A 14,281-nucleotide genomic window follows, 5' to 3' on the forward strand; every position below is an offset into this window, starting at 1 on the left:
CTATTCTCCCATCAACACTTTGTAGACCGAGGCGCGCAGGGTGTTTTGCAAACGGCTCAAACGGGTTTCCAATGTGTTATCGTAATGGATCTTTCCGGCGGAGGCGTCCACGACCACGCCGGTGCCTTCATCCAGCCCGCCGCTGATCGTGAACTCGCCTTTGAGTTCTTTTGCGATCTCGTCCAAGGCGCCTTTTTTCAGCGCCTTTTGTGTCGATTCGTCCGCTCGAATGTCCGCTTTGCCCACGCGCAACTGGGTCAACGCCTCGCGCAACAATAATGCCGCGATGGCATCGTAATCCGGGCGCTTTTTCACGGCGTCCAGTTGTTTCTTCACTTCCGTAAACACGTTATCGAGGACCTTCTCGCGATGCTCCAACTGGGAGGAACGCGCTTTCAACTGCGCGGTGGCGGTTGACTGACTGCGGAGTCGATCCGCATCTTCCCGGGCGCGGTCGAGGACGGCTTTCCGTTCGGACTCAGCCTGTTCCTGCGCGCGTTTGTGGATGGCTTCTGCCTTCTCTTTGGCTTCCACCTGCATCTGCTCAGCCTCTTCGCGGGCTTCGATCAGGATCGCCCGTTCGAGTTCCACGATGTTTTCTGCTTCAGAATTCATAGATACACTTCCAATTCATTTTCCTGAGTCAGGAAAGGGTTATAACTTGATACCGATCGCCCGCAGGACAATGTCGCCAAGCGAAGCCTGTCCTTCCGGAACGCCGCCGCGCGAAGGGATCTCCACCACCAGCGGGATCGTGCTCCGCAGTTTGAGGTGCTCCATGCGGGCGGGGATCATCTCAGCCACATCCTGGGTGACGAGGACAATGCCCACGTCTTTGGCAGACGCGACATCGTCAAGCGCCTGATTCACCTCATCGGCTGTGGAGGCAACCCTGCCTCCCACGCCGGCGAGCGAGAATCCGAGCACCGCGTCAGGATGACCGATAACCAGAACCTTCATGAACGTTCCGCGCCTTACGGAAGAACAAGGAACGAAATGATCAAACCGTAGATCGCGATACCTTCAGAGAGACCCACGAAGATGAGCGCGCGACCGAACGACTCGGGCTTCTCGGCAGTGGCGCCGACCGCCGCCGCGCCGGAGCCGCCGACCGCGATGCCTGCGCCGATGCAAGCCAACCCGGTGGAAAGAGCCGCCGCGAGAGTCGCGTATTGGTCAACCACGGCTTCCTGCGCCGCGCCAGCCGCGAAAGCCGACGAAGGGGAAGCCAGCCAGACGAGGGCGAGTCCGCCCGCCATCAAGCCGACGATGAAATTGAAAGCGTTGAATCCGGTGATCATGCGGGAAACCGCCTGCGAAGGGCTGGTCTTTCCATTTTGGATCACGTAGATCACTGCCGGGATGACCGGGATCAAACCAACCAGAACAGCAAAAGCTAAGAACATTGTTTATCTCCTTATGTTGTAGAAATATTTTTCAATTCGATTTGTCGCGCGCGTTCAAGATTGTATTATTAATTGCTTCTTTCTCCGGGCTCACGCCTCCTCTTGTGAGGAGTTCAGCCGCAACGGCTCGAAGCGCATGCCTCCGCCGTGGAAGAACTTGCCCAAAATTTCATAGTAGTGCAAACGCATGGTCTGGATGTACACGATCAGACCTTCGAAGCCGATAATAAAGATGTTGCCGATCAGCAGGGTGATCCAGAATCCGATGGTTGGCTCTTCGCCCGCCAGCGAGAAGAACGCGAGGCTCAAACCGCCATGCGCCACCGCAAACGCGCCCACGCGGACGAACGACAGCGTATTGCTCAACATGCTGATCACGGACTCGAACAAATCCATGAACGCCGTCACGAGGTACATCACAACTCCGCCTTCGATCAACGGACGATGTCCTTCCGCAATGTTGCGGAACAAACCATTGAACATCACGCCGAACGCAAAAATGGGCGTGAGGATATTGAACGGTAAAGGCAATGTGCTGATCGCCGCCGCAATTTTCGGAGCAATCGGCGTGGTTCCCAAAAGTCCGTTCAGGATCGTGAGGAAGCAGAAGTAAAAAACGATCGCCACCACGCCGGTGTGTCCGAACCAGAAATGCGCCCAATCGCGCGCGCGCGCCATGTTGAACAAACTCAACAGGTAGCTAAAGAGCAGGATCACGATACCCGCATCGATGGCAAAGCCTAGAATGGTGAGGATGTTCTCAAGGGGGCTGAGCCAAAGAGGTTCAAAGTGGAAGTGAAGGTATTCTTCGATCAAATGACCCTCAAAGCCGAAGATACTCCCATACAGGGCGCCGAAAATCGAGGCGAAGAAACCGCAATACACGAGGAGCAAGCCCAAACTGGACAAGCCCTTCATGAAAATCTTTTTGTGCGAGAGAAACCCGACCAGCATCATCACCAGACCCTGTCCCAAGTCGCCGAACATCGCGCCGTACAAAATCGGGAAGGTCAACGCGACCAGAATGGTCGGGTCGAGTTCGCCGTATGACGGGCGACCATACGTGGTGACCAATTCCTGAATCGGCTTGAGCCATTTGTTGTTCAACAAAGCGACAGGCACATTGTCGTGATGACCCGAACGCTCGGTCGGAATGGCTTCAATCAAGATTTCCTTCGAAGCCTGCTTCAGTTTCTCGGTGAGCAGGGGCATATCGGCGGCGGGAACCCAACCCACCACCACGTACGTGTGCCGCAATTGACCGAAACGCGCGATCGCGTCCGCCATCAAACGGCTGACATGCGCGTCCCACCACAGTTTTTGTAACTCAACCTTGTGAACGCCGCCCAACTTACCCAACTGGGATTCGAACTCGAAGATCTTCTGCTTCGACTCCTCGATGGCTTTGCGAGTTTTTTCCACCACTTGCTGGGGCGTGCCGCTGAATTCCTCCGGCAGGGTGAGCGGATTCAAAAAGGCGCTTTTTGCGGCGCGTTCGAGTTCATCGGAATTATTCTTGGAGCCGAGCAGCCACACCACCGCATCTTTCGCGTCGCGTTTCAATTCGAACAACACATGCGGCACGCGGATGCTGTCGAGACGTTCGATCACCTTGGTATCCGCTTTCATTACGCCAAGGATGGAATGCACATGATCCGATTTGCGCAGGGAGCCGACCTCGAAATTCAAATGCGCGATCGGTTCGAGTTGCTTCAACTGCGCTTCGAGCGATTCAAGCCGTTTCTTCTCGACGCCAAGCTGGTCGCCGACGCCTTTGACATCGCCCTCGATCCGATCCACCGCCGGGCGAACGGATTCGGCATCCACAATATCGAACTCGGTGGAGCCTTTCTGCTCCTCAGCCAGCCCCAACGTCTGCATGATGGACTGGATGCGGCGTTCGAGCGTGGAATAATTCGCGGCTTTGTCCTGCCATGTGCTGGGTCCGAGGCTTTCCAAACCCAGGTAGGCGCTATCCACCTGATGGAACACGCCCCTCCCGCTCAACACCTTCGTCACCGCCACGAGGTCTTTGGAGGGGATGATCAACTCAACTTCGGTCATTTCTCTTGGAAAAAACATGTCATCTCCATGTGCAAAATTTCAAACGCATCAATTCAACAGGCTGGTCTTCAATAACACGGAACGGAAATCATCATCTTGCACTTCGGAGGATTTCGCTTCGATCAGCACAACCAAATCCTGGATCTCAAGGTCGCTTAGGATGAGGAACGCAAGCGGAAGCCCGATGTGGAAGGGATTGCCGATGAACGCGGCGGTGCACTGTCGAATCACCTGACGCTTGAGCAAAACCTCCAGTTTGGGCAAACCAGTTTGAGGGTTCTCCAGAAGCGTGTTCACCTCCGCGATCGCGGGAAAGGCGCGCGAAACGATCGCGGCAATATCCCCGCCCGCCGCAATCGCGCGCACGTCTTCATCGCGCACGCGGAAACCGAACGGCAGTGTATAGTTGATGATCTCTTCCTCTGAAAGCTTGTGATACACGCGATACCGAATCGCCCACATCAAATTATTCATATCAAGCAAGGCGCCGATGATCTTGGTCGCCGATTCGCGGTCTTGCCCGCTGAGTTTCTTCGCCTCCGCCCACAAGCGCCGCCAGTAATCCAGGTCGAGCGCCACCTCGAGCGGAAACAGATTCTGCTCGGCAGAGAAACGCTTCATGGCGAAGGACATCGTCGATTCATACGGCGTGCCTTTCAGCAATTCCACCGCGGCGGGAACATTCCCCGCCTCCACCATGGCTTGCGCGGGCAGGCTGGAAAATGAGCCGAACGGGAATAACACTTCGTGCACGCGATCCCACGGCGCAATATCGGGATTCCACGCCGACACCGTTTGGATGCTCCGCAAGACCGCCTTCAAATTACCCAACTCGAAATAGCGAAACAATTGCTTGATCAGAGAACGAGTCTGCTCGGGCGACATCTGCGCGACGCTGGAGTATGAATCAGCCAGCCGCCGCCTCAATTGCTGGATGGCACGGCGCGGCGTCAACTCGTTATCTTTCAACGTGGCGAGGTAAGGTCCATATTGGGTATTTTTCAGCGCGCTGATTAAAGAGGGAAAATCGGGGGAATCGCTTAAACGAGAAATATCCTGCGGGGTCAGCAAATTGGAATACATCGCCCGCACTTTCGTGCTAATTGCCGCGTAGCCGGTAACGCCGCTCGCCATGATTACGCCTTACCGAGCACGCGGTCCAACACGTAGGCAACGGCTTTATCGAAATTCTTTTTCGACTGCGCTTCGAACTCGCTATTCTTGGCGTCCACAGAAGCAAGCACATCCTTCGACTTATCTTCCGATTGCGCTTCCGCCACAATGCGGCGAGCCTCGTCTTGCGCTTCGGCGCGGGCGCGGGCAAGCAAGGCTTGCGCTTCCTGCTCGGCGCGCACTGGGATTTCCTGCGCGTCGCGCTTCGCTTTTTCCTGCAACTCCGCGGCTTGTTTTTCGATCTCCAGCACTTGTCGGATATTCTTTTCGTTCATCGGTTTTCACCTCGCTAAGATACTTGCATCGGTTCGCAATTGTAAAGGATAAAACCTTCATCATCAAGGCTTGCGCAACAACTTGACAATTCAGGTTCTGATTGTGCTATTATGCACAATTATAACGGGACGTTCTACGAATTGTCAATCGATTCGACCGCTCGCTTCTCTCCCAATTTCAGCCTGCCCCCCACCCTGCGGAGCGCTCCGCAGGGTGGGGGTTCGTAAAAATATAAATTCCCTGTTGGGGATGCAGTTCGATTTGCTTGGCAAATCGTGCATCCCGTTCGCAGTGCAACTGCGAACGAACCTACGGGAAGTTATCAACGGATGTTACGCGCCGTCCCGCAGGTTTCTAGATGGCGAAAACGCGAAGTGAACTTTGCGGCACGATTCAAAACAAATTCAACGCGCCCGCATCGGACCAGCCGAACCATGGCGCGAAGATCGTCCCGATGAGGATGACGCCGAGGGTCAACGCCACAAGCGCGATGGCGTATGGGCGCGAAAGCGGGATTGGATGATTCTCTTCATCTTGATTCGGCATTCGGTAGAGGTACACGAACTTGAGCGCGTTCAAATAATAGTACGCGCCGATGACCGATGTGATCACGCCGATGACGACAAGCCAGACGTAACCGGCTTGAATGCCCGCCGCAAAGACAACCACCTTCGCAACAAACCCGCCGAACGGAGGCATGCCTGTAAGCGAGAGGAAGGCGGTCAGCATCATGAGTCCCAGCCACGGCGAGCGACGACTCATACCGGCATAGTCTTGAATATTTTCCAAACCGGTCACTTTGCTGAATGCCATTGCAATGCCGAAGGCGAGCAGGTTCGTGAGGATATACGCCGCCAGATAAAACACCACGCTCGCCGCGCCCAACTGCGTGAGCGCGACCACGCCGATCAATGTATAACCTGTGTGCGCAATGGAGGAATACGCCAGCAGGCGCTTGATGTTGGTTTGCGGCAGCGCAAGCAGGTTGCCAACGATCATGGAAATGGCGGCGACGATCGCCAGAGTTGTTGTCCATGATGTTGAGAGGCTGGGCTCAGGGAAAGCGATGAAGAACAGGCGCAACAAAACCGCATAGCCAGCGGCTTTCGAGGCGGTGGATAAAAATCCAGCGACCGGGGTGGGCGAGCCTTCGTACACATCCGGCGCCCAAAATTGGAAAGGGACGAATGCGACCTTGAAGCCGATGCCGACAAGGATCAATGCCAGGATGCCGAACGCCGCAAGCGGAGCGATCGCGCCAACGCGGAACATTTCCGCCAATCGGTAGATGTCTGTTGTGCCGGAGAAGCCGAAGACGAGGCTGAACCCGTAGAGCATGATGGTGGTTGTGAGAATGCCGAAGAGCAGGTATTTGAACCCGGCTTCGGTGGATTTGTCGTCTCCCAACATGAATCCAGCCAGCACGTAGAGAGGAATGGAGGCGGTCTCGATCGCGAGGAAAAGCATGACGAGGTCCGACGAGACCGCCATCAAGTTCATCCCGATGAGCGAAGCGAGGAGCAGGAGATACGCCTCGCCGCGTTTGCCGAGGCGTTCGTGATCCATCATCAAGAGCGCGGTTGCCGCGCCGGCAAACATGAAGAGCATCTTGAAGAAGAAGCCGAGCCAGTCAAAGCGGATCATGCCGCCCAGCGCGGAGGTCGGCTCGCCAGGTTGACCGGCAAGGAAACTGACGAGCATCGCGGCGAACAATCCGCCGGCGGTGAGCCAGCCCACGTTGCGGCGCTTCTCTTCCTTCCAAAACGGCTCGACGATGAGGACAAGCATCCCCAAAAGGAGGATCAAAATTTCAGGGAGGATGGATGCGAACATGGTTGACGAAAACATTACGAACCTCCCAGCAGGCGCAGGACATAATCAACGCCGGTCTGCACCATTGGAGCCATGAATTTTGGATAGACGCCGATCACGATCATGAAAATACACAACGTTGCAATGGCAACTTTGTCTAACACGGTAATGTCTGCGATGTGACCTTCGAGTTTCTCCGGCATAGTCCCGAAGAAGACTTGACGGATATTGCGCATGATGTAGGCGGCAGTGATGACGATGGAGATACTGCAAACCACAGCCACAAGCCAATGCACCTGCCAGACGCCCATGAATATCGGGAATTCGGCAATGAAACCTGAGAACAGCGGCATACCCATCGAAACCAAACCGCCAATGATGAACCCGACTGTGGCGAACGGCATCGCTTTGCTCATGCCTCCCAACTCGGGAATTTGGCGCGTGTGCGCCCGGTCGTAGATCATGCCGACGACGGCGAAGAAGAGCGCGGTCATCGCCCCGTGCGAAAACATTTGCAAACCCGAACCAAGCAGACCGTCGGCGTTGAGCGTGGAGAATCCGAGCATCACGAGTCCCATGTGCGAAACGGATGAAAAGCCGACCATGTATTTGAAGTCCATTTGCACGAAGGCGATGTATGCCCCGTAGACGACCGCGATGGCGGCAAACGCCATGATGAGCCATTGCCAGTATTGCGCGCCTTCGGGCAGTAACATGATGCCCACGCGCAACGCGGCGAAGGCGCCGAGTTTCATCAACACGCCGGCATGGAACATCGAAACGGCGGTCGGCGCGGCAACGTGCCCGTCCGGCGACCAGTTGTGGAAGGGCCAAATGCCGCCCAACACTGCGAAGCCGAGAAACACCGGGAGGAACCAAACGATCTGGAACGAGGAGGAGAAGCCCGCGCTTTCCATTGTTATCATGTTGAAGGTCAACACGCCGGTATTTTGATATTGCGCCATGTACATTGCCAGCGCGCCGACCAGGGATACAACCGAGCCGATCAACAAATATAACGTTAACTTCATCGCGGCATATTCGCGCGTGACGTTCCAGCCCCAGATGACGATGAGCAGGTACATCGGGAAGACGGCGATCTCATAGAAGAAGATCAGCATGAAGAGGTCGAGCGAGACGAACACGCCGAGCACGCCCCACGCCAGGATGAACAGGAAGGCGAAGAATTCGCGCGGGCGGTCTTGAATGCCAGCCATCACATGCGGGTGATCGTCGCCCCATGAGATCAGCACGCCGGTGAACATGACCACGCCGGTCAGCAGGACCAGCGGCGCGCTGATTCCGTCCACGCCGAAGTGCAGGCTGATGCCCAGGGCGGGAAGCCAGTCATAGTTTTCGATGAATTGATACCCTGCGGTTGTTTGGTCGTAGTTGAAGTAGACCCACAAGGACAGAACAAGCGCGAACGCCGCCGAAGCCAACGCAACCGCGCGCGTTTCATTCTTGCGGTTGGCGGGAATCAACAGGATGATCAGCGCCGCAACAAGAGGGGTGAAGGTGATGATACTTAGGACGGGGAAGGTCATATAGCCTCTGATAAGCAGAGAGTAGAGAGTAGAGAGTAGAGAAATAGAGAATTGGAATTGCCTCTTTAGAAAAGCATCATAACCGCTTTGTTGATCACGTCTAGGATCCACGCGGGGTAGACGCCGATCCATAACATCAAAAGCATGAGCGGAGCCATGACCAAAATCTCGCGCGTGTTGATCTCGGTTAGTTTATGCTCGCCATGCGACCAATGTTCGTTCAAGGGTCCGTGCAAAACTTTTTTGAGCGCTTTCAGAATGTACGCGCCCGTGAAAAACAATCCCAGCATCGAGACGACCGTGTACGCTGTGAGGATGTGCCACGATCCGCGCACGACGAGAAATTCGGAAATGAAGCCGTTGAGTCCGGGCAAACCGAGCGACGCCATGCTGGTGAAGACCAAGATGCCGCCGTAGACCGGGACGAGCGCGAACAATCCGCCGTACTCTTCGAGGTTGCGCGTGTGAGTCCGTTCGTAGATGACGCCGACGAGGAAGAACATGCCGGCGGCGGACAATCCATGATTGAACATTTGCAAGATGGCGCCGTTCAACGCGATCGTCGCGTCGGGCGTTCCGGACGCGAGGCCTGCCGCGGCAATTCCGAGCACCACAAACCCCATGTGATTCACGGACGAGTACGCGACCAGCCGCTTGAAGTCAGTTTGGGCGAAGGACGCCAAGGCGCCGAAGACGATCGCGGCGGTGGCAAGGAAAGCCAGCGCCCCGGCGAAATATCGCGCTTCGACGGGATAGAGCGGGAGGATGAGTCGCAAGAATCCATACGCGCCGAGCTTGAGCAGGACTCCGGCGAGGATCATCGAACCTGCCGTCGGGGCTTCGGTGTGCGCGTCGGGGAGCCAGGTGTGGAAGGGCCAGATCGGGACCTTGATGGCGAAGGCAATCGCAAACGCCCAGAAGGCGATAGCCTTTACTTGCGACACGCTCATGCCGAGCAGGGTCGAATCAGGTTGAAGGGAGGTCCAACGCTGGGTGAGGGCGAGCAGGTCGTACGTCCCGAACAGAACGCCGAGGAGTTGAATCGCGAGCAGGAGTCCGAGCGATCCGCCCATGGTGTAGATCAGGAATTTCATCGAGGCGTAGTTGCGGTTCGCGCTCCCCCACTGGTTGATGAGGAAGTACATGGGGATGAGTCCCACTTCCCAGAAGACGAAGAAGACGAGCAAATCCAGCGACATGAAGACGCCCAACATGCCGGTCTCTAAAAAGAGGAAGAGCATCATGTAGGCTTTCACTTTTTCAGTGATGTTGAACGAGGCGAGGATGGCGAGCGGCGTGAGAAGCGTGGTGAGCAAGACCATCGTGAGCGAGAGACCATCCACGCCGAGGTGGAGGGTGGAGCCGAGCGCTTCGTACCATTCGTATTGTTCCTGAAATTGGAAGCCCGGCGCGGAGGCTTTGAATTGGAACCAAATTGAGACTGACAACAGAAACGGGATCAGACTGGCGACCAACGCAAACCAGCGGAATAATTTATTTTCGCCGCTCGGTAGGAACAGCATGAACACCGCCGCCAGCGCGGGCAGGAAGAGGATAAGCGAGAGAAAGTGGGTTGAGATGAAATCCATGTTTCGTTCCTAAGCCAGCACAAAGAAATACAAAATCGCGCCGACGGCGAGGAAGAGGATCAACGCGAGCATGAGGTATTGCTGGATGCGACCCGTTTGGAGGGCGCGCAATCTCTCGCCGGAGAAATAGGTGACGTTTGCCGAGCCGTCGCCGAAGAATCTGTTGATGAAGGGCAGATCAAAGTAATTGCGGATGCCGTCGCCGATGCCTTGCGTGCCCGGACCGAAGAGATGCAGGATGCCGTCAATGAAGCCTTTATCCATGATCTGGTAGACGACCTTGTCGGCGAACCAGATCGCGGGCTTGACGAAGACCGCGTTGTAAATCTCATCCATGTAATATTTATTCTTGAGGAAGCCAAGTTGTAGTTTGTCTTCGGCAGGCGAGTTGACGTTGCGATACATCAGGTAGCCGAGACCAAGTCCGCCGAGGGCGACGATGATCGAGGTCAACAACGGGACGGGATGGAATTCGCCCGCTTCGGGATGTTGCGCGAGAGTCCCGCCGGCGAATTCATGGATCCAGTTCGGGACGAGTCCGCCGAGGAGGGGGAAATCTTCGGGGATGCCGACCCAGCCATACCCGATGGCTAAGACCGAGAGGATGACGAGCGGAAGCGTCATCGTCCAGGGAGTCTCATGCGCGTGATTCGCCTCTTCTGTGCGCGGTTCGCCGAGGAAGGTCAGCGTGATCTGGCGCATCGTGTAAAAGGCGGTGAGGAATGCGGCGACGGCGAGGGTCGCAAAGATATAGAGGTGTCCGTGACCAAACGCATCGGCAAGAATTTCATCCTTCGACCAAAAGCCAGCGGTGACAAGCGGGAAACCCGAAAGCGCAAAGCCGCCGATGAGAAACGTCCAAAACGTGATGGGCATTTTGCTTTTCAAGCCGCCCATGTTGAACATATCCTGAGGGTCAACTTTATGATTCCCCGTGCGAAAGACTCCATGCTCCATGCCGTGGATGACCGAGCCTGATCCGAGGAAGAGCAACGCCTTGAAGAATGCGTGCGTGATGAGATGGAAGATGGCGGCAATGTACGCGCCGATGCCGAGCGCGGCGATCATGAAACCAAGTTGCGAGATGGTGGAATACGCCAGCACGCGCTTGATGTCGTTTTGCGCGAGGGCGATCGTGGCGGCGAACAACGCCGTGAACGCGCCGATGAACGCGACGACGGACATCGTCTGCGAGTCGAGACTCAGTAGCGGGAACATGCGGATGACCGTGTATACGCCTGCTGAAACCATCGTCGCCGCATGGATCATCGCGCTGACGGGAGTCGGTCCCTCCATCGCGTCGGGCAACCACACATGCAACGGGAACTGCGCGGATTTGCCGACCGTGCCGATGAAGAGCAGTAATCCGATCAAGCCTGCGGTGGAGAAACCAAGCACGCCGCTTGGAATGAGTTGCAGGGTGCGTAACGTTGATTCTGTAAAAATTTCACGGAACGAAAGTGTGCCGGTGACCGAATAGAGATACGCAATGCCCAACAACATGAACACATCGCCGATGCGCGTGGTCATGAAGGCTTTGACCGCCGCGTCGCGGGCGGATTTCTTCCCATACCAAAAGCCGATCAACAAATACGAACACAAGCCCATGATCTCCCAACCGATGAACAACGTGAGCAGGTTGTCGGAAACCACGAGCGTGAACATGCCGAAGGCGAACAAGCCGATGAAGGCAAAGAAGCGCGAGTACAGCGGCTCGACGGACGCGACAACATGCTTGTGCCCGTGTTCGTCCACCGTCGCGCCGTGCGGGGGCAAGCCCTTGTGGTCGTGGTCGCCCTGCGGTTGACCGAAGTTGTGATAGCCGATGCTATAAATGAAGATCATCAACACAGTCCAGGCGACGAAGAACAATGTCAACGCGGTGAGCGGGTCAACGAGAACGCCGATCCTGAGCCATGTCTCCCCCGTCGCCAGCCAGTTGATGGAGGATGTAAACGGATGCTCGCCCAAATGCTCCACGCCCAGCGCGCGCGTGAAGACGATCATGCTTCCGAGCCACGAAAGCAAAGCCGCGCCGACAGCGATCGTGTGGCTGAGCGCCTTGTTTCGATTTGTGAATAACACAATCAAAAAGAACGCGAGAGCGGGAGGGAGAGGAATAAGCCAGATGATGGTTTCGGTTGACACAAAGCCTCCAAAACTAGAGCGTGGAAAGTAGAGAGTGGAAACTAGAGAGTAGAGAGTGGAAAGTGGAAAGTAGTTATCTGCTCTCTAATCATCTATTCTCTATTCTCTATTCCCTAGAATTTCAACATATCAATCTCATCCGCAATGACCGTGTTGCGTTTGCGGTAAACGGAAATTACAAGCGCCAGACCCACCGACACTTCCGCGGCGGCGACGGCGAAGACGATGATGGTGAACACCTGCCCGGTAATATTCGTCACGTCGCCGTAACGCCAGAAGGCGACGAGGTTCACGTTCACCGAGTTCAACATCAATTCGATGCCAAGCAAAATGGCGACCAGATTGCGACGCGACAACACGCCGAACAACCCAATGCTAAATAATGCGGCGGAAAAAATGAGATACCATGACAATGGAACCATACCAACTCCTTGAAAAACCGTCCCGCAGGTTTCTGCAAACGATCAATGCCATCGTTCAAACCTGCGGGACGTTGTATCATTTTCGATTGTACGCAACGTACACCGCGCCGATCAACGCGGCAACCAACAACACGGACGCGACTTCAAACGGCAGGACGTACGCATCGGGCGACACCAGCGCGTTGCCCAACGCCCCCACCGCGTCAAAATCGGACGGGAAGGCTGACGCAGTCTTCGTGACGCCGCTCCAACCGTGGACGAGAAAGACCAGCCCGCCAAACGCGAGCGCCGCGAGCAACGCGCCGAATCCCCAATTCCGATTCAACTGCGGACCCTGGTCGCGCATATCCTTGCGCGTGAGCATCACCGCGAAGATAAACAGGATCGAAATCGCGCCGATGTACACCACCACTTGAACCACCGCGAGAAAACTCGCATGCAGGATGGCAAAGATCGCCGCCACGCCGAACAACGCGGCGATCAACCAAAACGCGGCATGGATGAGATTCCCCGTCGTCACCACGCGCAACGCGGCGATCAGTGTCGCAAGGGCGACGATGAGGAAGATGATTTGGTCAATGGCCATTGAAGTAATTCTCCAATTCGCTAATTCTCCCGATGAGCCTTGGAGAATTAGCGAATTCTTTTTTATTGGCGCGCGTCAACCACTTGCGTACCCTCAATTCTTTCACGCTCCCTTCGGCTGGCAGAGCGGGCAACTTCGAGGGAGATCCACGCGACGAGGATGTTCGAGAGGAACATGCCCCCGATGTAGAGCCAGTTTGAGGCGTCGGCAAGAAGCGCGTTCATCAGGGCGGTCGTCATCAGAAGGACAAACGCGACGGGCGTGAGAAACTTCCAATTAAAAGCAAGCATGTGGTCGATGCGGATGCGGAGCAGTGTGTACTTCACCCACATGATGATCCAATAGCCAATGAACGCTTTGAAGAAAAGAATGGCGATGGCAAGGAACGCGCTGACCTGCTCCAAACCGAAGAAGCGATAACCGCCGAAGAAGAGGATCGCCCAAAAACCGCCGAACGTGAAGGCGTGCAAAAGTTCGCCCGCGTAGAACATGCCGAACTTCATGCCCGAATATTCGATGTTATAGCCGGAGATCAACTCCGATTCCGCTTCGCCCATGTCGAACGGGGAGCGTCCGAGTTCGGCGATCGCGGCGATGAGGAAGATGACCGCCGCCAGAGGCGCAAGGAAAAAATTCCACGTGTCTTGCGCGTTCGTGATCGCGCCGATGCCCATCGAGCCTGCGAAAATCGTTGGGATGAGCATCACCGTCAGCATCGGGATCTCAAACGACAGCATCACCGCCGCCTCGCGAAACGCGCCGATGAGCGAATACTTGTTGTTCGAAGACCAGCCCGCCATGATGATCGAAAGCGTGCCGATCGCGCCCGCCGCAATGATGTACAACACGCCGATGTTCAAATCCACGCCGAGGATGGTGGGAGCCAGCGGCACCACCGCCCACAGGATCAACACCGACATCATCGAAAGGATCGGCGCGAGGTTATACAGCGCCCGGTCCGCGCCTTCGGGGGTGGTGTCTTCTTTAATGAGGAGTTTGATAATATCGGCGAACGGCTGGATCAGCCCAAACGGTCCGACTCGATTCGGTCCGATGCGGGATTGGAAGCGCGAGACCACCTTACGCTCGATCCACACGAGGACGATATCCAACACCATCAGCAGAGCGATCAGAATAAAAATGCCGAGGAAACCGACCAGGACGTTCGCCCAAAGTTCAGGCATACCCCAACCCGCAAAAATCCCAAGCAACCAATCTGCCGCAACTTTGAGAGGGTCTTTGAGAAAATCCATCATTG

At 55.8% G+C, this 14,281-nt stretch carries 13 protein-coding genes; all 13 read right to left on the bottom strand.

Annotation, left to right across the window (positions count from 1 at the left end; translation table 11 throughout):
* A complete protein-coding gene (locus IPM31_13925) occupies positions 1-615 on the bottom strand; it encodes a hypothetical protein (protein MBK9008076.1) in 615 nt (204 codons plus the stop codon).
* A gap of 39 nt (positions 616-654) precedes the next feature.
* Positions 655-960 (bottom strand): V-type ATP synthase subunit F, encoded by a 306-nt coding sequence (locus IPM31_13930; protein MBK9008077.1) that lies wholly within the window; start codon positions 958-960, stop codon positions 655-657.
* Positions 961-974: 14 nt separating this feature from the next.
* Positions 975-1,406 (bottom strand): ATPase, encoded by a 432-nt coding sequence (locus tag IPM31_13935; GenBank protein ID MBK9008078.1) that lies wholly within the window; start codon positions 1,404-1,406, stop codon positions 975-977.
* A 90-nt stretch (positions 1,407-1,496) separates the two neighbouring features.
* Positions 1,497-3,488 carry a hypothetical protein gene (locus IPM31_13940; protein ID MBK9008079.1) on the bottom strand — a complete coding sequence of 664 codons (1,992 nt, stop codon included), beginning with the start codon at positions 3,486-3,488 and terminating at the stop codon, positions 1,497-1,499.
* A gap of 30 nt (positions 3,489-3,518) precedes the next feature.
* Positions 3,519-4,604, bottom strand: coding sequence for a V-type ATPase subunit (locus tag IPM31_13945; protein MBK9008080.1), 1,086 nt, complete (start codon positions 4,602-4,604; stop codon positions 3,519-3,521).
* Positions 4,605-4,606: 2 nt separating this feature from the next.
* Entirely contained in the window at positions 4,607-4,918 is a 312-nt protein-coding gene (locus tag IPM31_13950; protein ID MBK9008081.1) for a hypothetical protein, read from the bottom strand.
* 394 nt (positions 4,919-5,312) lie between these two features.
* A complete protein-coding gene (locus tag IPM31_13955) occupies positions 5,313-6,767 on the bottom strand; it encodes an NADH-quinone oxidoreductase subunit N (GenBank protein ID MBK9008082.1) in 1,455 nt (484 codons plus the stop codon).
* Positions 6,767-8,278, bottom strand: a complete 1,512-nt coding sequence (locus IPM31_13960) for an NADH-quinone oxidoreductase subunit M (protein ID MBK9008083.1) — start codon at positions 8,276-8,278, stop codon at positions 6,767-6,769. The genes IPM31_13955 and IPM31_13960 overlap by 1 nt, the downstream gene beginning before the upstream one ends.
* Positions 8,279-8,343: 65 nt before the next feature.
* The gene (locus IPM31_13965) at positions 8,344-9,867 is read right to left on the bottom strand and encodes an NADH-quinone oxidoreductase subunit M (GenBank protein MBK9008084.1); all 1,524 of its coding nucleotides are present in this window, start codon (positions 9,865-9,867) and stop codon (positions 8,344-8,346) included.
* 9 nt (positions 9,868-9,876) lie between these two features.
* Positions 9,877-12,015, bottom strand: coding sequence for an NADH-quinone oxidoreductase subunit L (gene nuoL, locus IPM31_13970; GenBank protein MBK9008085.1), 2,139 nt, complete (start codon positions 12,013-12,015; stop codon positions 9,877-9,879).
* A 113-nt stretch (positions 12,016-12,128) separates the two neighbouring features.
* On the bottom strand, positions 12,129-12,437 hold the full coding sequence (nuoK, locus tag IPM31_13975) for an NADH-quinone oxidoreductase subunit NuoK (GenBank protein MBK9008086.1): 309 nt from the start codon (positions 12,435-12,437) through the stop codon (positions 12,129-12,131).
* A 76-nt stretch (positions 12,438-12,513) separates the two neighbouring features.
* Positions 12,514-13,023 (bottom strand): NADH-quinone oxidoreductase subunit J, encoded by a 510-nt coding sequence (locus tag IPM31_13980; GenBank protein MBK9008087.1) that lies wholly within the window; start codon positions 13,021-13,023, stop codon positions 12,514-12,516.
* Between the two features lie 62 nt (positions 13,024-13,085).
* Positions 13,086-14,276: an NADH-quinone oxidoreductase subunit H gene (locus IPM31_13985; protein ID MBK9008088.1), complete on the bottom strand. Its 1,191-nt coding sequence runs from the start codon at positions 14,274-14,276 to the stop codon at positions 13,086-13,088.
* Between the last annotated feature and the right edge of the window lie 5 nt (positions 14,277-14,281).

The sequence above is a fragment of the Candidatus Defluviilinea gracilis genome (genome assembly GCA_016716235.1).
Taxonomy (GTDB): Bacteria; Chloroflexota; Anaerolineae; order Anaerolineales; family Villigracilaceae; genus Defluviilinea; species Defluviilinea gracilis.